Origin of the sequence: Psychrobacter sp. 1044 (assembly GCF_904846525.1) — a bacterium.
Classification (GTDB): Bacteria; Pseudomonadota; Gammaproteobacteria; order Pseudomonadales; family Moraxellaceae; genus Psychrobacter.
This window is the reverse complement of record NZ_CAJHAZ010000010.1, coordinates 51,631-75,836: the sequence shown is the minus strand read 5'-3', so window position 1 is coordinate 75,836 and position 24,206 is coordinate 51,631. Positions and strand designations below refer to the sequence as shown.

21 protein-coding genes are annotated in these 24,206 nt (G+C 43.1%); 9 read left to right on the top strand and 12 right to left on the bottom strand.

Annotation, left to right across the window (positions count from 1 at the left end; translation table 11 throughout):
- Positions 1-16: 16 nt before the first annotated feature.
- From JMX82_RS08610 to JMX82_RS08595, 4 genes are all read right to left on the bottom strand, one after another.
- Positions 17-787, bottom strand: a complete 771-nt coding sequence (locus tag JMX82_RS08610) for an ABC transporter ATP-binding protein (protein ID WP_201540218.1) — start codon at positions 785-787, stop codon at positions 17-19.
- A 100-nt stretch (positions 788-887) separates the two neighbouring features.
- Positions 888-1,949, bottom strand: coding sequence for an iron chelate uptake ABC transporter family permease subunit (locus tag JMX82_RS08605; protein ID WP_201540217.1), 1,062 nt, complete (start codon positions 1,947-1,949; stop codon positions 888-890).
- 116 nt (positions 1,950-2,065) lie between these two features.
- Positions 2,066-3,166 (bottom strand): ABC transporter permease, encoded by a 1,101-nt coding sequence (locus tag JMX82_RS08600; RefSeq protein WP_201540216.1) that lies wholly within the window; start codon positions 3,164-3,166, stop codon positions 2,066-2,068.
- Between the two features lie 85 nt (positions 3,167-3,251).
- Positions 3,252-4,301 (bottom strand): siderophore ABC transporter substrate-binding protein, encoded by a 1,050-nt coding sequence (locus JMX82_RS08595; RefSeq protein ID WP_201540215.1) that lies wholly within the window; start codon positions 4,299-4,301, stop codon positions 3,252-3,254.
- 512 nt (positions 4,302-4,813) lie between these two features.
- Here JMX82_RS08595 and JMX82_RS08590 point away from each other — a divergent pair.
- The 3 genes from JMX82_RS08590 to JMX82_RS08580 all read left to right on the top strand — a co-directional run bounded on the left by JMX82_RS08590 (position 4,814) and on the right by JMX82_RS08580 (position 7,040).
- Positions 4,814-5,788, top strand: coding sequence for an energy transducer TonB (locus JMX82_RS08590; protein ID WP_201540214.1), 975 nt, complete (start codon positions 4,814-4,816; stop codon positions 5,786-5,788).
- Positions 5,789-5,866: 78 nt separating this feature from the next.
- The gene (locus JMX82_RS08585) at positions 5,867-6,556 is read left to right on the top strand and encodes a MotA/TolQ/ExbB proton channel family protein (RefSeq protein ID WP_201540213.1); all 690 of its coding nucleotides are present in this window, start codon (positions 5,867-5,869) and stop codon (positions 6,554-6,556) included.
- A gap of 82 nt (positions 6,557-6,638) precedes the next feature.
- Entirely contained in the window at positions 6,639-7,040 is a 402-nt protein-coding gene (locus JMX82_RS08580) for an ExbD/TolR family protein (RefSeq protein ID WP_045444454.1), read from the top strand.
- Positions 7,041-7,201: 161 nt separating this feature from the next.
- Here JMX82_RS08580 and JMX82_RS08575 read toward each other — a convergent pair whose 3' ends face one another.
- The gene (locus tag JMX82_RS08575) at positions 7,202-7,675 is read right to left on the bottom strand and encodes a DUF2799 domain-containing protein (RefSeq protein ID WP_201540212.1); all 474 of its coding nucleotides are present in this window, start codon (positions 7,673-7,675) and stop codon (positions 7,202-7,204) included.
- Between the two features lie 500 nt (positions 7,676-8,175).
- Between JMX82_RS08575 and JMX82_RS08570 the strand changes: the two genes are divergently transcribed.
- Both JMX82_RS08570 and topA read left to right on the top strand, forming a co-directional pair.
- A complete protein-coding gene (locus tag JMX82_RS08570) occupies positions 8,176-8,772 on the top strand; it encodes a hypothetical protein (protein ID WP_201540211.1) in 597 nt (198 codons plus the stop codon).
- A 287-nt stretch (positions 8,773-9,059) separates the two neighbouring features.
- Positions 9,060-11,726, top strand: coding sequence for a type I DNA topoisomerase (topA, locus tag JMX82_RS08565; protein WP_201540210.1), 2,667 nt, complete (start codon positions 9,060-9,062; stop codon positions 11,724-11,726).
- Positions 11,727-11,894: 168 nt separating this feature from the next.
- On the opposite strand, the gene JMX82_RS08560 is transcribed toward topA, so the two are convergent.
- The 3 genes from JMX82_RS08560 to lon all read right to left on the bottom strand — a co-directional run bounded on the left by JMX82_RS08560 (position 11,895) and on the right by lon (position 16,375).
- Entirely contained in the window at positions 11,895-12,452 is a 558-nt protein-coding gene (locus tag JMX82_RS08560) for a superoxide dismutase family protein (RefSeq protein ID WP_198329377.1), read from the bottom strand.
- Between the two features lie 199 nt (positions 12,453-12,651).
- Complete coding sequence (locus JMX82_RS08555; RefSeq protein WP_201540209.1) at positions 12,652-13,800, bottom strand: hypothetical protein; 1,149 nt, start codon at positions 13,798-13,800, stop codon at positions 12,652-12,654.
- A gap of 142 nt (positions 13,801-13,942) precedes the next feature.
- Positions 13,943-16,375 carry an endopeptidase La gene (gene lon, locus JMX82_RS08550; RefSeq protein ID WP_201540275.1) on the bottom strand — a complete coding sequence of 811 codons (2,433 nt, stop codon included), beginning with the start codon at positions 16,373-16,375 and terminating at the stop codon, positions 13,943-13,945.
- Positions 16,376-16,991: 616 nt separating this feature from the next.
- Between lon and JMX82_RS08545 the strand changes: the two genes are divergently transcribed.
- Complete coding sequence (locus tag JMX82_RS08545) at positions 16,992-18,353, top strand: Na+/H+ antiporter family protein (RefSeq protein ID WP_201540208.1); 1,362 nt, start codon at positions 16,992-16,994, stop codon at positions 18,351-18,353.
- A 93-nt stretch (positions 18,354-18,446) separates the two neighbouring features.
- Here the strand turns inward: JMX82_RS08545 and JMX82_RS08540 are convergent, their stop codons facing one another.
- The 3 genes from JMX82_RS08540 to JMX82_RS08530 form a co-directional block, all read right to left on the bottom strand.
- On the bottom strand, positions 18,447-18,884 hold the full coding sequence (locus tag JMX82_RS08540; RefSeq protein WP_201540207.1) for a hypothetical protein: 438 nt from the start codon (positions 18,882-18,884) through the stop codon (positions 18,447-18,449).
- Positions 18,885-19,025: 141 nt separating this feature from the next.
- The gene (locus tag JMX82_RS08535; RefSeq protein WP_201540206.1) at positions 19,026-19,274 is read right to left on the bottom strand and encodes a hypothetical protein; all 249 of its coding nucleotides are present in this window, start codon (positions 19,272-19,274) and stop codon (positions 19,026-19,028) included.
- Positions 19,274-19,924: a 5-formyltetrahydrofolate cyclo-ligase gene (locus JMX82_RS08530; RefSeq protein WP_201540205.1), complete on the bottom strand. Its 651-nt coding sequence runs from the start codon at positions 19,922-19,924 to the stop codon at positions 19,274-19,276. The genes JMX82_RS08535 and JMX82_RS08530 overlap by 1 nt, the downstream gene beginning before the upstream one ends.
- A 195-nt stretch (positions 19,925-20,119) precedes the next feature.
- Here JMX82_RS08530 and fumC point away from each other — a divergent pair, with 195 nt between their 5' ends.
- The 3 genes from fumC (at position 20,120) to JMX82_RS08515 (ending at position 23,186) form a co-directional block, all read left to right on the top strand.
- Entirely contained in the window at positions 20,120-21,523 is a 1,404-nt protein-coding gene (gene fumC, locus JMX82_RS08525) for a class II fumarate hydratase (protein WP_201540204.1), read from the top strand.
- A 438-nt stretch (positions 21,524-21,961) separates the two neighbouring features.
- Positions 21,962-22,393, top strand: coding sequence for an adhesin (locus tag JMX82_RS08520; protein WP_201540203.1), 432 nt, complete (start codon positions 21,962-21,964; stop codon positions 22,391-22,393).
- Positions 22,394-22,670: 277 nt separating this feature from the next.
- Positions 22,671-23,186, top strand: coding sequence for a DUF6680 family protein (locus JMX82_RS08515; RefSeq protein ID WP_201540202.1), 516 nt, complete (start codon positions 22,671-22,673; stop codon positions 23,184-23,186).
- Between the two features lie 155 nt (positions 23,187-23,341).
- Here the strand turns inward: JMX82_RS08515 and JMX82_RS08510 are convergent, their stop codons facing one another.
- Complete coding sequence (locus tag JMX82_RS08510; protein ID WP_201540201.1) at positions 23,342-24,154, bottom strand: MipA/OmpV family protein; 813 nt, start codon at positions 24,152-24,154, stop codon at positions 23,342-23,344.
- Between the last annotated feature and the right edge of the window lie 52 nt (positions 24,155-24,206).

Sequence of the window (24,206 nt, the reverse complement as noted above, 5' to 3'; positions counted from 1 at the left end):
ATAAGATATGCTGTACTTAAACCGCATCGACAATCACTGGGCGACCTTGATGACTGAGCACGGTAACATCGACGTTATACAGATCCTTCATGGTTGCTTGGGTGATGACCTCTGCAGGTTGACCGACAGCCATCACCTGACCCTCTTTCATAGTGACCACGGTATCGGCAAATTGTGCGGCTTGATTGATATCGTGCAGCACTATGACCACCGTTTTTTGCTGGCTATGGCTTAACTCACGCAGCTCACGCATCAGGCGACCAGCATGATACATATCCAAATTATTGAGCGGCTCATCGAGTAATAAATACGGCGTATCTTGGCAAACAATCATCGCAATTAACACCCGCTGACGCTGACCACCCGATAGTGTCGATAAAAAACGCTCGGCTAATGGCGCAAGCTCAAAACGTTCGATAATTTCTTGCACTTTTTGCTGATCATCAGCCGTCGGCTGTCCTTGATGATAAGGGTAACGACCAAACATCAGCAGCTCATGTACGCGCAATCGCCCTTGTACTTGGTTGTCTTGTCCAAGCATCGCCACAGTTTTGGACAAGGTTCGCGCATGACAGCTAACAATATCACGTTCCTCATTATCTACGGCAAAACTGACCTGTCCCGACTGTAGCGGTTGCAAGCGTGCCATGACCGAAAATAAAGTAGATTTACCCGCGCCATTGGGACCAATCAGGGCAATCACTTGGGCGCTTGGTAACGACAATGTAATGTTATGAAGAATTTGCTGTTTGCCAATATGGTGCGAGATGTTATTGAGTTTAATCATAGTGGTTCTTATTTTTACAAAGGATCTGATTTTTCATTACTATATCAATGGTTTTTAGATGATTGGCTACTAGGTCAATGATTATTAGATAAGCGTGGTATTAACGACGCTGAGTCATAAAAATCAATATTAAGAATACCAAACCACCAGCCAATTCAATGACCACCGATAGTACCCCTGCCATGCCCAATAGTTGCTCAAATATCGTCTGACCGAGTACCAAGCAAATCATCGCCACCAAACAGACCAATATCAGACGCTCGCTGTGATACATATGGCGAGCGATACGATTGGTTAGCGCACAAACTAACAGACCAAAGAAAGTCACTGGACCGACCAATGAGGTTGCCGTGGCGACCAATACCGCAATGACCGTTAATAGTCCAAACGCTAGGCGTTGATAATTGATACCGAGGTTAATGGCTTGTGATTTGCCAAGCATCAATACGTCACATTGATAACGCCAGCGCCAGATAAATAGCGCGCTAATGGCACAGATAACAATGCTGATACCAAGCAGCTGCGGATTGACCGTATTAAATTGCGCGTAACTGGCAGATTGCACGACGACGAAATCATCAGGATTGATCAATCTGGCAATCAGGGCTGATAAGCTACGAAACAATACCCCAAAGATAACGCCGACCAATATTAGTCGTGTCAAATCTTGACTGCTTTTTGAAAACAGCAGCTTAAATAATAATAATGACGCGCCAAACATTAAAACAATTTCAAGGGTGAATTTGGCAAGAGGATTGATACTGGTAAAACTTATTGCACCCAAAAAGAAAACCAACAGGCTTTGTAATAAAACGTATAGCGAGTCAAAACCCAACAGTGATGGCGTCAGGATAGGGTTGTGGGTCAAGGTTTGAAACAATAAGGTCGATACGCCAATCGCATAACCGACGACCATTAACGCCAGTAATTTCTTACCTCGAAGTGGTAGCGCAAAGTCCCAATGGCCGTTGACATTGACTGTCAAAAATAGGATGGCTGAGATCAGCAATATGATAGCGGCTATGGATTTTGGGTGACTGACTATAAATGTCCAGAGTCGCGCAAGACAACTTTGTCCAAAAGTAGTTTTGTCGTTATTTTCTGAAGCACTGTCATCTAGAGTGTTATTGGCTGCGGCGCTAGGCTTAGACGGTGAAAACATGCGTAAATCCTATAGTGCTAGGCTTATCTAATCAGACAAAACAACGATAAAAGAAAGAGAAGAGGCAAAGAGGTTTAATCAGTCATTATGAATAAAAAACTTTATAGCGAGTTATTTTATTGTTCAGCAGGCGCACGTAATAATAGCCATAAAAACAGTACCGTACCGACCACCCCAAAAACCGTCGCCACAGGCACTTCAAATGGATAGCGAATCGAGCGTCCAATAATATCGCACAATAGCACTGCCGAAGCGCCCAATAATGCCACCGCTGGTAAGCTACGGCGCAATTTATCCCCCATCAATCGGCTGACGATATTAGGCACGACCAAACCAATAAAAGGAATCATGCCAACGGTGACAACGACAACCGCACTCATCATCGCCACCATGCCAACGCCAACCCATGTCACTTGTCGTTTGCTGATGCCTAAATTGAGCGCGATATTGTCACCCAAACCGACGATAGTCAGTTTGTCAGCAATGATATACGCCAGCACGCACAGTCCGCCTGTCAGCCACAGCAGCTCGTAACGACCTGCTAAGACGCCAGAGAAATCACCAAATTGCCAGACGCTGAGCATCTGTAACGATTCTGTTTGATAGGCGATAAAAGTCGTCACTGCCTCAATGATACCGCCAAAGACGATACCAATCAGTGGGATCATCAAAAAATCCGTCGGCGGAATACGATGAATCAGTAGCATAAACAGCATCATGCCAAATACCGCGGCGATGGTAGCTACACCCATTTTGACAATGAGCGCACTGGCTGGAAATAGTAGGCTAACCACCAGTAATCCCAGTGCGGCGCTTTGAGTTGCACCGACCATCGATGGCTCAACGAAGCGGTTTTTGAGCACCACTTGAATAATCATCCCAGCAACTGCCATGGAAACACCGGTCAAGATAATAGCGATGGTACGCGGTAGGCGACTGACCAGTAGCAGTGAGCTGTCGGAGTTGGCGCTATGGTTGATAAGGCTGTGAAATATACCTGACCACGAAAAATCAGCCACACCAATTGATAAGCTTAATAACACCAAAAGCCCCATAATAATGAGGCTGCCCGTGTTGATGAGCCACGGCGGTATAGAAGCACGGCGATTTTTAGAACTTAGACCACGGCTTGCGCTTTTTTGCCAACTCGTTGATGCGGCTGGTAAAGTAGGGCGGGCTTTGACGCTGGTCTGCGCACGAGAGGAAAATAACGGCATATCAGCTACTGGCTTAAAGTGAGGGTTGGCAACTGACAGTGATGACAGTTGCCTAAAAATGAATGACGCTCATTTAACGCATCATCTATTTAGCGTTAGCAAAAGCCTCTTTAATGGTCGTCAAATCCTGCATCCATTGATAATAACCGCCAAAGGCAAGATATGAGTCTGGGCTAAGGTAAACCACTTGATTTTTACTCCATGCGTTGGTTTGCGCGACCAATGGATTGTCCAATACGGCTTTGGCACCAGCACCATCTTCACCAATGGCGGCACTGCGATCGACGACGAATAACCAGTCTGGATTGGTTTTTTGTATGTATTCAAACGAGATTGGCTGACCGTGGCGCGCATCGGCGATTTGGTCATCTGCCATTGGAATATCCAGCACGGTATGGATGAAACCGTAGCGTGATTTGTCGCCGTAGGCAGACAGCTTATTGCCATTGACCATGACCACTAAGCCTTTACCTTTATCTTTGGTTAATGTTTTAGTCTCATCAATGAGCCCGTCGATATTGCCTTGCAGTTTCGCTGCTTGAGCACTTTTACCGAACAATGCACCCAAATCATGCAAACGCTGCTTGCTCGATTCATAGATATTTGCCGTATCAATCGTCATGTCGAGCGTTGGCGCAATACTGGATAGCGCATCATATTTTTCTGCCATGCGTGAGCCGACCAAGATAGCTTGCGGCTGCATCGCGTTCAACGCCTCAAGATATGGCTCAAATACGGTGCCGACTGTTTTTGGTTCAGGCTGTGTTTTAGAGTGTAAATTGTCTAATTTTAGACCGCTTGGCATGCCATCGACAGCAACATCAAGCGCGGCCAAATCCTGCATCAATGTCATATCATAGACCACCAACGGCGATGGATTCATTGCCAAGTCGACATTACCTTTTACCGTGTCGACCGTGATTTTTTCAACAGAGACCGCATCGTTATTAGCGACATTCGAGGCATGATCTGCTGTTTGATTTTCAGTCTTAGCGTCAGCGGGCTCGGAGTCGTTAGATTCAGGTGAGCTACAACCTGTCACACTGATCGTAGCAACCAGTGCGGTCATCATAGCAGTCAGTAAAGAGCGTTTGAAAAAAGGAGTAGAGCGGTTAGGCAATAAAATAATAGACATAAATAACTCAGTATATCAGCTGGTTGGACAAAGGATGTATCAAATAATCGGTCATATAAAAGTAAAAAGAACTTCATCGATGTGATGCTTCACACCATACAATGCTCGACGGTATTACTTTTGACGTTATGATTTTTCATTGGTTGTTTTACGCTTAGCTATTGAGATGTTCAACATGCCTTAATATCTTGAGATTTTGTAATCTTAAAGATTCGCAGTCGATTAGGGGCTATGATAAATTAATTGAGACTCATTATCAATACAAATGATAATGGTTTTTATTACGTCACCGTATTCATGGGGTTTGACTGCCTTGGCACAATAAGTCTGTATAGCGATATTCGAGATAGAATGGTCGAATGACTAAGCAGATTTTGCTTATTAATAACGCTAAATGATTAGCCGATTATTTGCCTGATAAGCAAAATTATTATAAATTTATTATTGATAATAATTATCGTTTGCATTATTATCTACGCCATTCTACCTCGGTTAATGAATATTAGGGTGTTATGAGTTCAACGGATTTAGACGCGCCACCACTTAAATTGATACTCGCAGCTATTATTATAGTGGTGGGCTTGCACGTGCTGACGGCAGTCGCATTGGTGGCGATCAAGACGCCTGAGATAAAAGTTGAACCAAAAAAAAACACGCCACCTATCGAGATAGAGATGGTGACGTTACCTGTCAAAACAGCCGTCCCTGAAGTAGAAAAAGTTCAGGAAGTAACGCCCAAAAAAGCAGTGCCTAAAACAGAGTCAAAACCTGAACCTAAAAAACAAGCACCGTCAAAACCTAAAGCAGCTCCAGTAGTGAAGGCTAAGCAAAATACACCAGAAAAACCGGTGGTAAAAGCCAAAAAGGCTGATATAGCACCTGTCGTAAAAGTAGAAAAAAAGAAGCCGGATATTATTAAAAAAGAGGTGTCGAAAAAGCCAATAGTAGAATCGAAAGTCGATACCTCAATGGCTGATAGTCAACGTGAAGCTGAAGAACGACGTAAGATTCTAGCAGCAGAATCACAAAAGGCCGCTCAAGAAGCCCATGATAGAGCAGTGCAAGACGCTAAGAGAATAGCCGATGCCAAGGCTGCCCGAGAAGCTCAAGCCGAAGCGAATGCCAGAAAAGCAGCAGAAGACAAAGCGGCTAAAGATGCCGCGCAAAAAGCAGCAGCCGCTGCAAGTAATGAACCTGTGAGCTTTACTGCTAGTGCTGCAGACTGGGCATCAGCGCCAAACTTTAGCTTTCCTACTCGCGCCGCTCGTAGAGCATCTTCGGGTGATACATTCAAAGTGGTATTGATATTAAGAGTGAATAAGCAGGGCGGTATTGATAGTGCCCGCGTTGCTCAATCTTCAGGCAATTCAATAGTAGATAAAGAGGCGCAGCGTCAAGTAAGCTCTGGAAAATTCAGACCTTTTACTAAAAATGGCGTGCCAGTCGTCGGTAATGTGACATTACCTGTTACTTATAATGTGCCATAAATACATGGTTATTAGTACCAAGCATTGGCGCAATCGCAAATAATCGAACAATGGTAATAAAATACAAAGGAGTCTGACATGGACTTTATGCAATACTGGCAAATCAGCGACATGGTGACAAAAACTTTGTTCTTTTTGTTGCTTGCTTTATCTATTCTTTCTTGGGTGACAGGCATCATTCGTGTGCTACAAAGCCGCAAATTGGCCGCCAATGTTGCAGATGATTTGAGTCAGCAGATTCAAGTAAAACAGGCTGAGATGATAGCAGCAGATGCCACTACTCGCCGTTTGGTTACTGAGCAGGTCTTGCTCAAGCATATTGGTCGTTACCGTTTTGCCAGCGAGCGCGGTTTACCTATTCTTGGGACGACAGCCGCAATTGCGCCATTTATCGGTTTGTTTGGGACGGTATGGGGAATTTTTCATGCGCTACATAACATTGGCATGAGTGGGCAAGCAGGCTTGGGACAAGTAGCAGGGCCAGTCGGTGAGGCACTTATCATGACAGGTTTGGGGATCGCCGTGGCGATTCCAGCCGTGGTATTTTATAACCTTGCAGTGCGTATCAATCGCCGTGTGATGTATCACGCCAACGATAGAGCGCATGACTTATTGGCACGTTCTGCCGAAATGGTCGTTACCCAGCAGCCGTTAACGGACAGCAAATCGACTGTTACCCAAGATTCGTTAGCAAAGGGTATGCACTCAAACACAGCAGATGCTCAGCAAGTGACTCATTATCATAGTTCAGCCGCGTCGCAGCCTTAACGATTATCCATTGATGGGGCAGTTCGTTAGGCGATAGTCAAGCGAGCTATATTGCGAATAACCAAATGTATTGAGAGTAATTATGGCATTTCAATTGGGTGATGATGACAGTCAAAGTATGAGTGAGATGAACCTCATTCCGCTTATCGACATCATGCTGGTATTGATGATTATATTTCTATTGACGGCGACCGTACTGAATCCGACAGTGCCACTAGAGTTACCGAAGACCAGCGCTGCGTTAAATGAGGCGCCACCAGAGGCTATTCAAATTAGCATCGATAAAGACGCAGGGATATTTTGGGACAGCGATGCGATTAGTATGGAGGAGTTAGAGGCACGGTTACAGCAGCAAAGTGCTGGAGGTAAAGACCCTTCTGTACAATTGCGTGCTGACAAAGACAGTAAGTATGACACGGTCGCTCAAGTGCTAGCCGCTGCCAGTCAAGCAGGACTTACGAAGATAGCCTTTGTCAATGAATAAGGCGAGTCTATAAAAGACATGATTATCATATGATGTTCGCTAGATAGCCAACCAACCATCAAAAAGGTAGCTAATATAATAATAAAACAAAAATAATAAACTTTTCTCCAGCCTCAATGAGTACTTAAACCTCAAATTAAGTACTCATTGGGGTTTTCTTTTTACCAGCCATAGCCAAAGGGATGATAGCCGTAACCAAAGCGCCCAGGCCCGTAGCCAAACGGATAAGGCGAACGTAGGTAATCGAGATCACGTTGGCGGATATAGTAGTAACGTCCTTGCGCGTAAGCTTCTTCTAGCTTTTCGATGCCTTCGAGCGGACAAACGGGCTGCCAGTCGTAGCCTTCGCGACCAAGTTTATAAGCATTGAGCTCGGTGCAGTAGCTTTTGAGACCTTGCTGTCGCCCTTGCTCCCATTGTATGCGGTTGGGTATGGGACCACCTACCTTTGCGCAGCTATCGGCATAGTGACCAAAATAAGCACCTGAACGCCCTTGCAAGCCATCAGCATAGCCGACTTCTTGCCAGTTGCTTTCCTGACATTGCTGCGGAGTGAGACTTTGCGTCGTTGCACAGCCTGATAGGGTAAATAAGGCAGCGCCTACTAGCGAGAGGGTAAGCCCAGTTTTACTCATGAGTTTATGGACACATTTGCTCGCTAGTGAAGCGGTCGATGAGTTTCGCTTAAGAAGATAATTCATAATAAACCTGCGCGCGTTTAAAATTATGGTTTATCATAGCACTTTTTGATGCTGACAACTTTTTGTATCTCGTTTTTATGCTGTTTTTTATTCGAGCTAAGTGTTTGATCTATTAGCACATATAGCCAAGCCATCGAGATTCGAAAACGTGAGTGGTTGGTGATTATCAACTTATCATGCTTGATTTTTAACGGTTCGTGCTCATTATAAGCTTCTATATAGTAGCCAGTATTTAGACAATCATTCGTGAAACAGCCGCTCATTAGAACGCTACTGGTTAGAAAATGACTGGTTAAAAAGTTACTGCTCAAACAATCGATGATTGCTTTTTTATAGTTAGCTGGGTAATCACTGTCTTTGTTTTAGCCTGTTGTATAGATAGTAGCGGTTTTATTTTTTAGTACATTTTCATTTATCCAAAAGGTCGGACCATCATGGGAACATTCATTGGCGTTATCATTGTACTATTTGTATTAGGGAGTATGATGGCGCTCAAACCTAACGGTATCGATCAGCGTTTGGATAAGCTGCGCATGACCGCGCGTCGTTTACAATTGAATCCAAAGCTGGTGAGTTGTCCTGATTGGATCAAAGGTAAAGACAACGAATATGGGCGTGGAATGTTAGGTCAATACTGTTTAGTGTTAGATGATGTGCAGCTGCCGCACACGCGCTATCAAGTGATTGATGGGCAATGGCGACCAGATAGTAGTTTTGTTGATACAAGCAAAAATGATGTTAAGCTCACGATTCCAAGTGCGATTCGTGCTAATAACAGCACTAATAATACGATTATCAAGAAGACCAATTTTAGCTTGGATAAAGCGCCGCTAGACTTGCCAGTCAGTATTGAGCCGTTTGTTAAAGGTTTGCTGACTAAGGCGAATAGTATCGTGATTTATTGGGAAGATATCGCTTATGTGCGTCCTTCATCCAATCCTGCTTATCAGCAAAAATTGATTGAAGCAGATTTATTGGTGCTCAAAAAACAGCTTGAACAATGGGCGTCAGAGATGCAAAAGCGCCTATAAAACAGCTACAAGGTAGAAAATCATTTTTTAATCTCCATTTATAAGCAATATGCAAGCACTTTTGGCAAACTCTCAGTCATTTACAGTTGACAGTGTAACGCTTAGCAGTGTAACGTCTTTATAACTGACTCTTTATCTTATGGTTATTGTTTGTTTTATAAACGTTTTTTTAAGCAGCTATTACTATAATGATTCACCGCGCTACTATAACTCACAATTATAAATTGCCATGCTGCTGTATTTATTCTTACTTTTAATTTACTCATATAATAATGGTGTCGTCACATATGGCAAAAACCGCAACCAAAAAAAGTCCAGGGCCCGCTTCTGGTAATCCCAAAGGCAGTCCAAAGGGCAAGTCTTTGGTGATTGTAGAATCACCTGCCAAGGCAAAAACAATCAATAAATACCTTGGCGATGACTTTATCGTGCGCTCCAGTATTGGTCATGTCCGTGATCTACCAGTTGGCGCAAGCAAAAGTGCAAAAAAACCAACAACGACCAAAAAAGATGACAGTCTAAGCAAGGAAGAAAAAACCCAGCAAGCCTTGGTACGGCGCATGGGCGTCGATCCAGAACATGATTGGGCAGCAGTTTATGAAGTATTACCCAATAAAACTAAGGTTATTAAAGAGCTGAAAGCTTTAGCCAAAGACGCTGACAAAATCTATTTGGCAACGGATATGGATAGAGAGGGGGAGGCGATTGCGTGGCATCTTAAAGAAGTCATCGGTGGTCCAGACAGTAAATATGAGCGTGTGGTTTTTAACGAGATTACCAAATCCGCCATTCAAAATGCCTTTAAGCAGCCCTCCAAACTTGATATCGATCGTGTCAATGCTCAGCAAGCGCGGCGCTTTTTAGACCGTGTCGTTGGCTTCATGGTATCGCCGCTGCTGTGGCAAAAGGTTGCTCGCGGTCTCTCTGCAGGTCGCGTCCAGTCCGTTGCTATGCGTCTGGTCGTAGAAAGAGAACATGAAATCCGCGCCTTTATACCAGAAGAGTATTGGCAAATTCATGCCGATACTCACGTTGCCAGTAGCAAAGAGGACTCTGAGCAAATTGCGATTCGCTTAGAGGCGACCAAGCAAGGCGGCAAAACGCTTAAGCTCGTTAATAAAGAGCAGACAGATAAAGTCTTAGAAATTCTTAACTCAAGTGACTTTATCGTCAAAGAGCGTGAAGAGAAGCCTACGCAATCGCGTCCGAGTGCGCCATTTATCACCTCGACATTGCAGCAAGCAGCCAGCACACGATTGGGCTTTTCAGTTAAAAAGACCATGATTTTGGCACAGCGCTTATATGAAGCGGGTCATATTACTTATATGCGTACCGATTCGACTTTCTTATCTGGTGATGCACTTGCTGCGGTACGTGGCTATATCGAAGACAGCTATGGCGCAAAATACGTACCAGAAAAGCCAAATTTCTACGGCAACAAACAAGGCGCACAAGAGGCGCATGAGGCGATTCGTCCATCTAACGTCAATATGAAGTCAACGCAGCTTAAAGGGGTTGAGCGTGATGCCATCCGCCTGTACGAGCTGATTTGGCGGCAGTTTGTCGCTTGTCAGATGCTGCCAGCAAAATACTTGTCAGTGAATCTATTCGTCGCTGCCAATGATGTCGAGCTAAAAGCACGTGGTCGTACGTTAGTATTTGATGGTTACACCAAGGTTATGCCACCGGCAAAAACTGACGATACCTTATTACCAGATGTGAAAAAAGGCGATAAATTAATACTAGATAAGCTCGATCCGAGTCAGCATTTCACCAAGCCGCCACCGCGCTATACCGAGGCAAGTTTGGTGAAAGAGCTTGAGAAAAAAGGCATCGGTCGTCCATCAACTTATGCGTCTATCATCTCGACCATTCAAGATCGCGGCTATGTGAAGCTTGAGAACAAGCGCTTATTTGCTGAAAAAATGGGTGATATCGTCACCGACAGACTGACTGCAAGCTTTCCAGATTTGATGGATTATACCTTTACCGCCGCGCTAGAGGACAAGCTTGATCATGTCGCAGAAGGCGATACAGATTGGAAAGATGTCCTCGATAATTTCTATGGCGACTTCAAAACAACGCTTGATCGCGCCAAAGAAAAAGACGGCATGCGTCCAAATGATCCCACTGACGTACCAGACGTGCATTGCGATCTTTGCGATCGTCCAATGCAATTACGTACTGGCTCAACGGGTGTATTCTTAGGTTGTACTGGCTATAATTTACCGCCAAAAGAGCGCTGTAAAGGCACTAAGAATTTAATGCCCGTCGAAGCTTTTGCCAATCTTGATGAGGCAGAAGGTGATGATGAAGCGGCAGAAGTTCGCGATTTGATGGAGAAAAAGCGTTGCCCGAAATGTAGCACGGCAATGAATGGTTATATCGTCGATGGCGGTCTGAAACTGCATGTGTGTGGTAACAATCCTGATTGTGATGGTTATGTCTTAGAAGAAGGCAAGTTCGAAGTGCCTGGCTCTGATTCTCCAACCATTGACTGTAATAAGTGCGATGGACAAATGGAGCTAAAGACGGGACGTTTTGGTCCTTACTTCGCTTGTCAGCAATGTGATAATACGCGTAAAGTGCTAAAAACAGGCGAAGCCGCACCGCCGCGCATGGATCCTATTCATCTACCAGAGCTGAAATCAACCAAGCACGATGATTACTTTATCTTGCGTGAAGGAGCAGCTGGGATGTTCTTGGCGGCGTCTAAATTCCCGAAAGTACGCGAGACACGCGCACCAAAGCTGGCTGAGCTACGCGAAATCAAAGATAAAATGGAAGATAAATTCCAGTATCTTTTTGAAGGTCCAGATGAAGATCCAGATGGTAATCCAACTATTCTACGCTGGTCACGTAAGAAGAAGGAGCAATATATTGGCTCTGAGAAAAACGGTAAGGCCACACGTTGGGGTGTGTATTGGCGTAATGGCAAATGGGTAGAGGAGTAAGTCTCCTTTACCTTTTATATTGGTGATTGATTGTTAATATATGAGCTTCTGTATCACCAATATTGTTTTAAGCTATAAAATTTTAAATAAAAAAACCTCTTAGATTCTAAGAGGTTTTTTTGTGCTATTCATATTTGTGATATCAATAACAGCTAAGTTCAGATGCTATTAGTTCTTTTCGATGATACCGCAAGCAACGCGGTCGCCTGCATTACCAGCTGGTTGGCTAGTATAGTCGTCAGCACCGCTATGCACGATAAAGGCTAGACGATTAACGCTATATTTACCAGCATCAGCGACAGAGATTTTCTTATTCACATAGTTAATAGTAGCCACGCCATCTGCATTGGCAGTCAGGTTAGGCAAGTCGCCAGCATGACCATTCATGTCGTCAGGGTTAGAGTGTGGTTTATTATCTGGATTAAAGTGACCACCTGCCGCTTTACCCATATCAGCACAGCTGCCTGTTTCGTGAATATGTAGTGATACCGTTTTGCCTGGCTGCAAATTCATCAGCTTACCGTAGACTTGTACGCCGCCATCAACTGGACGTAAAAATACTTGACCCACTTCATTTTTATTACCAGCGACTGCATTGATAGTCGACTTTAGCGCAGGTTGGCTCAGTGGATTGCCGGTTTGCATTTGACCTTCGACGGTTTGACAACCCGTCATTACCAACGTTGAACCACATAATAGCGCACTTGCAAGCATCGTCTTATTCATTATTATCTCCAATTATTTTTAATATTTAGTTATTTTTGATAAAAAGCTAACTCTTGAAGGTTTATAGATAAATACCTTTTGATTTCTATAAACATTCGTTAATGTCGTCATCAGTATAGCTAAGGATTAGATATAGTTATTCATCAAATGCGCAACAATCGGTTAATAAATGTAAGTATCGTATGGGTTTGAAAATTGTTTACGGTATTTTCTTTACTTCGTTTTGCCATACTAGAGTTTCGCCAGTCTCCATCGTTTGCAATAAATTATAGCGAGGCATATCAGTCTGATTATCTGCTGTTGGCGATATTGATTGTGAAGGTTGCAAACTCAAACTAAGAATGCTTTTGCTATTCCTGATAAGCTTAGCAAGCTCGCCCTCAATTCTATTACCAGTAACACCGCAGCCCATGAGCGTTTGTGGTCCCGAGCCAACTATCAATGTATAATCTTTCATCAAAATATAAGGACCACCGATACCATTGCAGCCAGAACTAAAAAATGCGTATTGACTATCGTCATACCCTCTAAATTTTAGCGACACTGGAAACTCTGGATGATAAAAATAACCAATAGACTGTCGAGATATTACCTGCCCTTTGTCATTAATGGTATTACGAACGGCGCTAACCAGTCGCCAGTCATAGCGCTCTAACAATGCTTTATCAATAGGCAGTCCAGTCGGTTCTTTAAATGTCCTAGGTGTACCATCAAATGTTAACGTATTGCCATTTTCGATTTTAACGACCAAGTTTTTTGATACAATCTGAGTATTAACGAGTTTGCTTTTTGCGACTGGTAATAGCTCAACATCTAACTTAATAATATTATTATCGTTAGGAAATAACTTTTTGATATTTGCTTCATTTGCTTCATTTGCTTTGTTTTCAGGAGCATTTTTGCAGGTCGAGGGTCTTTCTCTGAGCTCGCTACCATACTCAAAAGGCGGTGCGGACATCCATACGAATCTGATAGCAAAATGTTGGCAGCCTTGAAACAAGCTTAACGAACTGGGCGCTACTTCTAAAGTAATCGGCGCGTCAGTGTTAATATTAATAGCGTTGCTTTTTTTGTCTTCAACTTGTGTTAACTGCCAATGATAATTACTTGCCCATTGCAGCGTCGTAACTTCGTTAGCTGTTTCATCAGCTACCACTACAATTTTTTCTTCCAGCTTTTCAGTTTTTATGATGGGCTGATATGATATTGGGGTAGAAGTGCTAAAGCCAGTCATCATTGAGTTAGTAGGTATAGAGTTATCTTTTGCAATATTGGACTGACAGCCTATTAGCGCTGCTGGAAAAGAGATAGCGAGCAATAAAGATAGAGTTAAGCGGTTTAAAGTCATTTTCGTTACTACATCAACATTTGTCTAAAATATAGCATAAGGTATTATTAAGAGTGTTCTTTATTTTTGCCAAAAAAAAAGCCGCCCATCGTTATGATGAGCGGCTTTCTGATTTATAAGACTGGATTAGTAACTAATCAGATTAATTATGCAGCGCTTTCCCTGCAGTTTTATCGACCGTCACTTTCGCAGGCTTAAGCGGAACTGGCATACTGACCAAGGCAACCTTCAATATCTCATCAATCGTTGCCACTGGCTGAATGGTCAGACCAGCTTTAACGTTATCAGGAATATCGGCCAAATCACGCTCATTAGTCGCCGGAATCAACACATGCTTGATACCGCCTCGATGAGCAGCTAGCAGCTTCTCTTTTAGACCACCGATACGCAGGATTTTACCGCGTAAGGTAATCTCGCCTGTCATCGCAATATCTGGACGAATAGCAATACCAGTTAAAGCGGATACTAACGCTGTCGTTAGCGCACCACCAGCAGAGGGACCATCTTTCGGTGTGGCGCCCTCTGGCATATGCACATGGACGTCAGTAGTCTTAAAGGTCTCGTAATCGATACCTAAGCTATCGCCGCGAGCACGTACCACGCTCATAGCAGCGCGAATCGACTCTTTCATGACATCGCCAAGTGAACCGGTAAAGCTCAACTCGCCTTTACCTTTCATCGCCACCGCTTCGATGGTTAATAGCTCGCCACCGACTTGTGTCCAAGCAAGACCCGTAATACGACCAATCTCAGGCTCTTCTTCTGCTAGACCGTAGTCGTACTGATGCACACCTAGATAGTCATCGATGTTTTTGTCATCGACCACGATTAGCTGACGTTCTGCTTTCTTCGGAGCACGTGCGCCATGGGTTTCAACCGAACCGCGAACGACTTTACGGCAGATTTTATTGACTTCACGCTCAAGGTTACGCACACCGGCTTCACGGGTATAGCTACGCACGATGCTATGCAATGCCGCCTCAACAATCTCAATTTCACCTTCTTTGAGACCGTTGTTTTTAATCGCTTTTGGCACGAGATATTTCTGGGCGATATTGACCTTTTCTTCTTCGGTATAACCCGGTAAACGAATGACTTCCATACGGTCAAGCAGGGCAGGCGGAATATCCATGCTGTTAGCGGTACAGATAAACATCACTTGTGATAAATCTAAGTCCATATCTAAATAATGGTCGTTAAAAGTATCGTTCTGTGAGGGATCTAACACTTCAAGCAATGCTGATGCTGGATCACCGCGGAAGTCTTGCGCCATCTTATCGATTTCATCTAATAAAAATAGCGGGTTTTTAACTTCGACTTTAGCCAGTGATTGGACAATTTTACCCGGCATCGCACCGATATAAGTACGGCGATGACCACGGATTTCCGCTTCATCACGCACGCCGCCAAGCGCCATACGTACAAATTTACGACCAGTCGCACGGGCAATAGACTCGCCTAATGAGGTTTTACCAACACCCGGAGGACCGACTAGGCAAAGAATAGGGCCACGGAGTTTTTTCACTCGTGACTGTACGGCGAGGTATTCTAAGATGCGATCTTTCACATCTTGCAAGCCATAATGATCTTCGTCTAATACCGTTTTTGCTTTTTCTAAATTAATCGAAACCTTGGTTGTGGCATTCCACGGTGTGTCCAAAATCCATTCAATATAGTTGCGCACCACGGAAGACTCTGATGAGGCAGGTGGCATCATTTTGAGCTTTTTCAGCTCCTGATCCGCTTTTTTGCGCACATCTTCTGGCAAGTCGGCATCTTCTAGACGCTGCTCTAGCTCAGCCACATCATCTTCGCCATCGAACGCACCGTCATTCATATCTGACAGCTCATTTTTAATGGCTTTCATCTTCTCGTTTAAGAAGTATTCGCGCTGATTGTCTTCCATTTGCTGACGGACCGCTTCTTGGATATCTTGCTCGATATTTTGTTCAGCACTCTGCTTAACCAAATATTCGGTTAAGGTGTTGATATGGGTTTTAAGGTCATCATTTTCTAAGAATGATTGCTTAATATCTAAATCCATCGACACACGGGTCGATATGAAATAAACCAACTCAAGCAAGTCATCGATACGTTTTGCCACACGAGTCAGCTCACGAGCATTACGCAGACGCGCATCGGCATAGCTTTCAAACAATGTGGTTAATGCTTGAATCGTGTTTTTCTGCTGGCTCTCATTCATACTGACATCAAGGTCAGCACGCTCAAAGCTTGCCATCAATAATGTGTCGTGATTTTCTATATTATCAACGCGCGCACGATATTGACCTTCGATCAATACTTTGATGCAATTCTCATCACTGTCATGCGGCATGGTACTGACGATGCGGCAAACCGTACCGTATTGATACAAGTTATCTTGATCAATGTCTTCGGTTAGCGAGTCTTTTTGTGCCACGACCAAGACTTTATTGCCATACTCAGCCTGTGCCAACTCAACGGCCTTTACCGATGGCTCACGACCGACGAACAAGGCAATCTGCATGTGCGGATAAACGACAACATCGCGCAATGCCAGTAGTGGTAAATAGTTTTCTGTACCGTCACCTTTTATACTATCGTCTTTTGCGTCATCGTCTTCAATAGTGTTGTCCTTGTCATCATTATCTTTATCATCACTATCTTTGCTATCACCATCTTCAACGCGATCAGCTGTTACAGCTACATCACCTGTCGTATCGTCAGGCGCGTTGTCTCGCTCTTGATCATCAGCAATAGTAGATGAAACGTCGACATCGATGTCGATATTGTCTTGGGCAATTTTATGTTCACTCATATATTCTTCCTCGTTCACCAGACTTGTAAAGTCAAGTTCGTGGTTCATGTTTAGATAAATGGTGCTCACCGATAAAATTGCAAGGCTTGTGGGCAAAGTCACACGCTTATCTGCGCAAAATAGTTATATCTATCTAAAGACTGCGAGTCATATTGTTATTCATAATTTTAAATAACAGGTGACATTCAATGTGTACAGAGCATGGATAAGAAGTGCCTAGCTAACACCTATTGGGTTCTGTGCGTAGGATTTGTGTGCAAAATAAGGTAAACTGACGCGCGTCTTAAACGGTAGTTTTAGCGTCAAGTGGTTTAGAGACAAGGGTGATATCTATCGTCCATGAGATATTAATAGGTCTTAATCAGGCTATAGCAGACAGAATAAGAGGCAATATATGACCATCAATGCGGTACTGCTGGCAGTCATCATCATGCTAGGGCTGTCTTTGGCGCGTGTACACGTGGTACTCAGCTTATTAATCGGTGCGCTGGCAGGCGGACTCATCGCTGGTTTGGGTATGACCGATACTTTGAATGCCTTTCAAGAAGGTATCCGTAATGGCGCACAAATTGCGCTGTCCTATGCGCTACTTGGTGCTTTTGCAGTGGCGATTGCGCATTCAGGATTGCCACAGTCACTGGCAGGGGCGGTGATCAAACGCATTGATGCGGGCGGCACCAGTGGCATGATTAAATACATGCTGTTTGCAGGTTTAATCACCATGAGCTGCTTTAGCCAAAACTTAATTCCCATTCATATTGCCTTTATTCCATTGCTGGTACCGCCATTATTGCTCGCCTTCAATCGCATGCACATCGATAGACGTTTAATTGCTTGTTTGCTGACTTTTGGTCTCGTGACTACTTACATGTTTATTCCGTATGGCTTTGGCGATATTTATCTCAATCAAATCATGCTGAAAAACGTCGGTGAAGCAGGCATTGATATCAGTAACATCTCAGTCACCAAAGCCATGGCAATTCCGGCTTTGGGTATGTTTGTAGGCTTGCTCGTCGCCGTATTTATCAGTTACCGTAAACCGCGCCAGTATCAGCAGCTAGCAATTGATAAAGCTGCGCATGATGAAGTATTAGAGGGTGATGCGTTAAGCAAAACCGCGGCTAGTGCGCAAACACAAAGCAAGATGAAAACGTTGGTGGCGCTTGCCGCGATTGTGACGGCATTTGTGGTGCAGATGTATACCGACTCACTCTTGCTTGGTTCAATGTTTGGCTTTGGCGTCTTTATGGCAACGGGCGTCGTTAAATGGAGTGAAGCCGATACAGTCTTTAATGATGGTATCAAATTGATGGCAATGATTGGCTTTATTATGATTACTGCGCAAGGCTTTGCGGAAGTGATGAAAGCAACTGAGCAGATTCAGCCATTGGTTGATGGTGCTGCGTCATTATTCGCAGGTAATAAAGCGATAGCTGCATTTATTATGCTGTTAATTGGTTTAATTGTGACTATGGGTATTGGTTCGTCATTCTCAACCATTCCTATTTTGGCCGCGATTTATGTGCCGCTATGTATCTCGTTAGGGTTTTCGCCATTGGCAACCGTGGCGATTATTGGTACGGCTGGCGCGTTGGGCGATGCAGGTTCTCCAGCATCAGATTCGACTCTCGGACCCACTTCTGGTCTAAACATTGACGGTCAGCATGACCATATCAAGGACAGTGTGGTGCCGACATTCTTGCATTACAACATTCCATTATTGATATTTGGTTGGATTGCAGCGATGGTTCTGTAAGGTTGTAAAATATCTAAGTTATAAGATAATGAAAAAAGACGCTTTTCTAAGCGTCTTTTTGGTTTTCAAAAAATCATTTAATTAGGAAAAATCTTAAGAAACCAATGTTATTTCTTCATTATGTGAGCCTTGTTTAAAGTCTCTTATCCCTTTAGATAGAAGGTATAGAAAAAATAACTCAATCACAGGATCATAAATCCGCTCTAGTTTTAGATTGCCATTACTGTAGTCTATGATTGATAAACCAAATAAAACTAGCAAAATTAATAAGACTATAGGAGAAATTATGGCAATAAAGCGGTGAAAAAATATATTATTAGGCTGCCTTATTCGTTTTATTTCAATATAAGTTGTCAATGCAAAGGTATAAAATGCAACTAACGCAAAAGAAAAACTTCTCAGCTCGGCAATATCAAAATCATTGTAATCATAAATATAAGCAGCTGGTGTGAGAAACAACATAATTACCCAAAAGTAAAAGCATACTTGTAATGAAGCGGGTGACATGAACTCTTTTTTTGCTTTATTCATGGTAGATTGGACCAGTATTGTAATGATAATTTTTTACATTAATTGTATTTCATAATTTAAAAATAAACAATAGTCCATATCATGTAATATATCAAGAGGTTACTAATATAGTGGCTTTTCAATTGACCAGTGGGTTATTTGTTAGTTATCTGTACTTTTATCAAAATCTTTCAACTCACCATTCAAATTACTCAAAAACGCATCACTTTGCGCGAGCAACTCATTCAAGCGTTCTTCATTGACTAGCCGTGTCATCTCATCAGAGCTAAAAGGTTGCTCTTGACTATAGTAACGCAACTCTCTAGCGCCCTCGTTACCTAACGTTTGCAAATACTCGTCCACATGATCAGCGCTAGAGTTAGTATCCATCGCTTGCTTATCCTCTTTCATCAAAACCACCTTATGCCACTTGGCGTAATTAAGCCATCTAGTGGCACATCCCATGGTTGCCGCTGTAATTGTTCGACTACTTGGAAGTCATAACACCAGCCGATCTTTAATGGTCTTTTAGCCCCTGATCGATAGCTTTTGCCTAACGTCGTGTCATAAAAGCCGCCACCCATGCCCATACGATTGCCGTTGAGGTCTACTGCCACGAGCGGACAGATAATCACATCCAATTCTCGCGCCCAAAGTAATCGGCGATGATGGTTTTGCTTCATGCCTAAGCTATGAATGCGAGTCGGTATATTGAGCAGCTTTGATTGATAAATAGGTACGAAACGTAGATGTTTATCATCGCTGCCATCGCTCGCACGACTAAGCGAGCCGACGACTGGTAAATAAGGTAAATAGCCTAAGCCTTGACACCAAGTTAGCAGTGGCTGAGTAGGTAGCTCACCAAAGCCATCGTAGTACAGTCCAATACGTGCGTTTTTTGGTAGCCGCTGCTGTAGCTTAGATAGGTGCAAACTTGCCATGCGCGCGTAATGTCTACGTTCGCCAGCCGTTAATTGCCGACGCTGGCGGGTAAATTGCCGTCTCGGCGGATTACTCACTGTAGATATCTGAGACTCAGAATGTTTTAACTCAGGATGCATAGATATACTATCCAATAATGTATTAAATTGATGATGGCTGTTGTTTTTAGAGAGCCGCAATGGCTATTTGTGAATATTCAACACGGCCTAGTCATGCTATCATAATGCCACTTTACAGCGTATTTTCCTTTATGTGCAGCGTGTGTTGCACTTTTTTCGAAGCAGCTATACAACAAACCATCAAAGAGGGTAGTTATGTCGACACAGAATCAGGCAACTCGTACCGAAAAAGATACCATGGGCAACGTGGAAGTCCCAGCCGACGCTTATTGGGGTGCGCAAACCCAGCGTAGCCGTGAAAACTTCAAAATCGGTGGCGAGACTTTGCCGCGTCCAATGATTGAAGCAATGGCACTGGTCAAAAAAGCCGCTGCAATTACTAATGCGAGCCTTGAGCGTATTGAAGGCGATAAGCGCGACCTAATCGTACAAGCCGCTGACGAAATCATCAATGGTGGCCTAACCGATCAGTTCCCATTGGTTGTATGGCAGACGGGTTCTGGTACGCAGTCAAACATGAACATGAACGAAGTACTAGCCAACCGTGCCAATGAAATCGCTGGTTCTGAGCGCGGTAGCTACACGCCAATTCACCCAAATGACCATGTAAACCATGCACAGTCTACCAACGACAGCTTCCCAACAGCGATTCGTGTGGCTGCTGCTCGTCAGATCAACAGCTTGTTGATCCCTGCGGTAAAAGCACTACGCGACACATTGGCTGCTAAAGCCAAAGAGTTTGATAGCATCGTAAAAATTGGTCGTACGCATTTACAAGACGCTACTCCATTAACGTTAGGTCAAGAGTTCAGCGGCTATGTCAGCCAACTTGATCACTCATTGGTACGTATTGATAATGCGCTACAAGGTCTATATGAATTGCCACTAGGCGGTACTGCGGTTGGTACTGGTCTAAACGCTCATCCTGATTATGCGGTAACAGCTGCTGAGCAGTTAGCGACTTTGACTGGTTTGCCATTCGTAACGTCACCGAACAAATTCGAAGCACTAGCCGCTCGTGATGCTGAAGTATTTGCGTCAGGCGCACTAAAAACGTTAGCAGGTAGCTTAAACAAAATCGCTAACGACGTACGTTGGTTGGCATCAGGTCCTCGTTGTGGTCTAGGCGAATTGACGATTCCTGAGAACGAGCCAGGCTCTTCTATCATGCCGGGTAAAGTAAACCCAACTCAGTCAGAAGCATTGACGATGGTTGTCGCTCAAGTCATGGGTAACGATGTGACGATCAGCATGGCTGGCGCATCAGGTAATTTTGAGCTAAACGTTTATAAGCCAGTTATCGCGTTTAACTTATTGCAATCTATCAAACTATTGGGTGATGGCTGCAACAGCTTCAATGAAAACTGTGCCGTTGGTATCGAGCCTGTTAAAGACAAAATCGATGACTTCTTACACAACTCATTGATGCTAGTGACTGCATTGAACCGTCATGTTGGTTATGAGAATGCTGCGAAAATCGCTAAAACTGCTTATAAAGAAAACAAAACCTTGAAGCAAGTGGCGGTTGAGCTAGAGCTATTAACTGAAGCTCAGTTTGATGAGTGGGTAATTCCTGCTGATATGGTAAATCCTAAGTAAGCAGTAGACCAAATAATGACCTGCTACGGCGTCAGACTCGCTTAATGTGCGATAAGTACCCTTTGCACTCGTCTTTCTGGTAGCAGCGTCATATTTGTGACACTGATAATTTAGAAATAAAAAAGACCTTGTCATCCTTTGTAAACGGATGTTCAGGGTCTTTTTTTGTCTATTAATTGAAGTACCTGCATCGAGCGAAACAATGTCTTACCCTCAAACAACAAGTCAACTAATATTTATAACGAGTAAAACTAAAACTTTGGTTAGAATAGGCACATAGGTAAGTGATGATGAAAAATAATTTTTAAATCATCATAGTAAATCAACACATGCACAATAAGAGCGAACGATTAGACTAACTAAAAATAGTTCGCCGCTAACGTCCCTGTTTGTATTCTCTTATCTATGACCATTCTAATTATATCATTGAGGTAATTTATGAAAAAGTTAACGACCGCTCTATCATCAGCTGGTATTTTGATGGCAATGTTAGGTTCTGGTTCTGCCATGGCTTACTCGGACCAAGTAATGGAACCAAGCGAAAGCTATGACACCGCTGTTAAAATTAGACAAGTCAACTATACTTGCCAAAGCAACAAGAAAGTAAGCGTGACTTATGGCTTTAATAAAGAGTATTTACCGACCTTTGCAGAAGCCAATCTGAACGGCAAAAAAAGATTTTTACCGATTAACTTAGGTCGTTCTGACAATGTTGGTACCGTGTTTGGTGATGAAGACAACTTTAGTATCATGACTGGCGCATTGCGTTTAAATAACTATCATAAATCATCGGCTAATATACAAAACGCTAAGAGTGAAATCCTTTATAAAGGTTGTAATGTTGCTTCTATCAAAAAGCTTAAAGGCTAGTTTCTAGTAGGTTGATACATAGATAAAAAAAGACCTTGTCACGTAATGTGGCAGGGTTTTTCATATTTAAGGGTGGAGCTAATACCTAATAAGCGTTAAAAAATGTGTCTGTCTACTGTAAAAAACAGAATATATCTTATATTCATCTACAATGAGGCAAGAGACGATTATAAATTTTATTTGGGCTATCTTGAAATTTCAGCTGTGAACTTGCAGTATACTCTTGATTGAGTTTTCATTGATAATCTTGAATATTATTAGAAAAGGAATTAAAAAAATGGGTATAGCTGATTGGCTTATGATATTTGCAGTTTTATTTGGGCCAATAATAGCTGTCCAGTTGACTAGATACTTAGATAGAATAAAGGAAATAAGAGAAAGAAAGTTGGATATATTTAAGACCTTGATGGCAACCAGAGCTTACAACGTTTCATGGGCGCATGTCGAGGCTCTTAATCGCATTGATTTAGAGTTTGACCATAATAATAAAAAAGAGAAAGCTGTAATTTCTGCTTGGAAAGAGTATCTTGATTTATTAAGCAATAGTTCTATTAACTCTGAACAGTGGAATATTAAGAGAGTGGATTTATTAGTTGAACTCCTGCATAAGATGGCAAAAGTCCTCAACTATGATTTTGACAAAATTCATATCAAAAACTCTTTTTACGCACCAACGGTTCATAGTGCAACTGAAGAGGAGCAAATAGCTTTGCGTCGTGGATTACTAGAAGTTTTAGAAGGAAAGAAGCATATACCAATATCTTTTCCTGACCTTAATAATTATAAAAAATAACTTTAAAGTATCTTAGGGTGCGTTCCCCACATCTATTCTAAGAACTATGTATTTTATCGGTGCGCTAGGCGCACCCTACATTTAATGCTCTGAAATAAAAAGACCTTGCCACATCACGCGGCAAAGTCTTTTTTATATCAAACATCTAATCTCAACTAGAACTTATAAAGCAAACCAAGCGTCGAGGTTGACTCAGTACGCGAGTCAACCATTGGGCTATCGTATTGTTCATTCGGCAAATAGCTTAAGCTTTGATTAGCAAACAATGCCCAACGTTCATTGAAATCATAGTTGGCACTAATGTTAACGTAAGGGTTCAAGCTCGAATTGGACTTATAAGCGGCGACGCCTGTTTCCGCTGACTCTTTTTCGCTGATGCCATAATAGTATTCATTATAGTCAGCATCGTTGTATTCGAAGCCAATGCTTGGATAGACTGTTAGCTTGTCTTTCGTAATTCTAGCAAGATAGGTCAAGCGGGCAGTATTGCCACCACTACGGTCTAAAACATCAGTCGCGATTTGAGCACGGAAACCACCGACGGGCGTGCGGCGCAAATAAGTCAGACCAGCAGCGACTGACGCTTCACGCTCATCAAGACCTTGTAATGCGCCTCTAGCATCATCAGGATCGAAATCGTTGCCAGCGAGCTGAGCATAAGCCGATAGCTGATTTTTGCCATCATTAATGATATAAGCACCCGCTTGAGCGCCGCGCACATAGAATCTATTGTTGTCATAAAAAGCGCCCGGCAACACACGTACATCGAGGCTGTCTTCCATATCGTAGGCTGAGTTGACGGCTATGACGTTGACACCCACGCTTAATACAGCGTCTTGGTCAGTAGGTAAATTGTCCTTAAAAAGTGCAGCATTGGACATACTGGTGACACTAAATAACGCGGTAGCCGTTAATGCGCTAAGCATGACGCGCGTAGAAATATGAGGTAGCGCTACAGGTTTAAACATAATAAAGTCTCGTGAATGGATGAAATAATTGGGGGCAATCGTGTATAGTCAA

What these genes read in the sequence shown, in the direction of transcription:
- JMX82_RS08570 (WP_201540211.1), top strand. Translation starts at nt 8,176, where the DNA reads ATGGGAACATTCATTGGCGTTATCATTGTACTATTTGTATTAGGGAGT.
- JMX82_RS08510 (WP_201540201.1), bottom strand. Translation starts at nt 24,154, where the DNA reads ATGTTTAAACCTGTAGCGCTACCTCATATTTCTACGCGCGTCATGCTT.
- JMX82_RS08590 (WP_201540214.1), top strand. Translation starts at nt 4,814, where the DNA reads ATGAGTTCAACGGATTTAGACGCGCCACCACTTAAATTGATACTCGCA.
- JMX82_RS08540 (WP_201540207.1), bottom strand. Translation starts at nt 18,884, where the DNA reads ATGAATAAAGCAAAAAAAGAGTTCATGTCACCCGCTTCATTACAAGTA.
- JMX82_RS08555 (WP_201540209.1), bottom strand. Translation starts at nt 13,800, where the DNA reads ATGACTTTAAACCGCTTAACTCTATCTTTATTGCTCGCTATCTCTTTT.
- JMX82_RS08575 (WP_201540212.1), bottom strand. Translation starts at nt 7,675, where the DNA reads ATGAGTAAAACTGGGCTTACCCTCTCGCTAGTAGGCGCTGCCTTATTT.
- fumC (WP_201540204.1), top strand. Translation starts at nt 20,120, where the DNA reads ATGTCGACACAGAATCAGGCAACTCGTACCGAAAAAGATACCATGGGC.
- JMX82_RS08605 (WP_201540217.1), bottom strand. Translation starts at nt 1,949, where the DNA reads ATGTTTTCACCGTCTAAGCCTAGCGCCGCAGCCAATAACACTCTAGAT.
- JMX82_RS08545 (WP_201540208.1), top strand. Translation starts at nt 16,992, where the DNA reads ATGACCATCAATGCGGTACTGCTGGCAGTCATCATCATGCTAGGGCTG.
- JMX82_RS08560 (WP_198329377.1), bottom strand. Translation starts at nt 12,452, where the DNA reads ATGAATAAGACGATGCTTGCAAGTGCGCTATTATGTGGTTCAACGTTG.
- JMX82_RS08530 (WP_201540205.1), bottom strand. Translation starts at nt 19,924, where the DNA reads ATGCATCCTGAGTTAAAACATTCTGAGTCTCAGATATCTACAGTGAGT.
- JMX82_RS08595 (WP_201540215.1), bottom strand. Translation starts at nt 4,301, where the DNA reads ATGTCTATTATTTTATTGCCTAACCGCTCTACTCCTTTTTTCAAACGC.
- JMX82_RS08600 (WP_201540216.1), bottom strand. Translation starts at nt 3,166, where the DNA reads ATGCCGTTATTTTCCTCTCGTGCGCAGACCAGCGTCAAAGCCCGCCCT.
- JMX82_RS08520 (WP_201540203.1), top strand. Translation starts at nt 21,962, where the DNA reads ATGAAAAAGTTAACGACCGCTCTATCATCAGCTGGTATTTTGATGGCA.
- JMX82_RS08610 (WP_201540218.1), bottom strand. Translation starts at nt 787, where the DNA reads ATGATTAAACTCAATAACATCTCGCACCATATTGGCAAACAGCAAATT.
- JMX82_RS08515 (WP_201540202.1), top strand. Translation starts at nt 22,671, where the DNA reads ATGGGTATAGCTGATTGGCTTATGATATTTGCAGTTTTATTTGGGCCA.
- JMX82_RS08580 (WP_045444454.1), top strand. Translation starts at nt 6,639, where the DNA reads ATGGCATTTCAATTGGGTGATGATGACAGTCAAAGTATGAGTGAGATG.
- JMX82_RS08535 (WP_201540206.1), bottom strand. Translation starts at nt 19,274, where the DNA reads ATGAAAGAGGATAAGCAAGCGATGGATACTAACTCTAGCGCTGATCAT.
- topA (WP_201540210.1), top strand. Translation starts at nt 9,060, where the DNA reads ATGGCAAAAACCGCAACCAAAAAAAGTCCAGGGCCCGCTTCTGGTAAT.
- JMX82_RS08585 (WP_201540213.1), top strand. Translation starts at nt 5,867, where the DNA reads ATGGACTTTATGCAATACTGGCAAATCAGCGACATGGTGACAAAAACT.